The organism is Hydrogenophaga intermedia (assembly GCF_023715105.1).
Lineage (GTDB): Bacteria > Pseudomonadota > Gammaproteobacteria > Burkholderiales > Burkholderiaceae_C > Hydrogenophaga > Hydrogenophaga intermedia_A.
The window spans coordinates 1-263 of the sequence record NZ_JAMBNO010000135.1 but is presented as its reverse complement, the minus strand read 5'-3'; the positions used below and the strand labels follow the sequence as shown (position 1 = coordinate 263).

The 263-nt window shown below is 65.8% G+C and carries 1 protein-coding gene; it reads right to left on the bottom strand.

Annotated elements, in window-relative coordinates; translation table 11 throughout:
* Positions 1-263: DDE-type integrase/transposase/recombinase (locus M3149_RS22920; protein WP_251711647.1), on the bottom strand; the 263-nt coding region annotated here is incomplete at both ends.

Sequence of the window (263 nt, the reverse complement as noted above, 5' to 3'; positions counted from 1 at the left end):
AGGTCTGGATGAATCGCTCGGCCTTGCCGTTGGTCTGCGGTCGGTAGGGCTGAGTGAAGCAGTGCTTGATACCCAGGGCCTGGCAGGTCTTGGCGAACAGGCGCGAGCGGTAGGCCGAACCGTTGTCAGTCAGCAGGCGCTCGATGCGCACGCCCAGCGCCGCGTAGTGAGCGACGGCGGCTTGCAGGAAGTCCACCGCCGAGGCCTTGCGCTCATCGGCATGCATCTGCACGAAGCCCACCCGGCTGTGGTCATCGATGGCC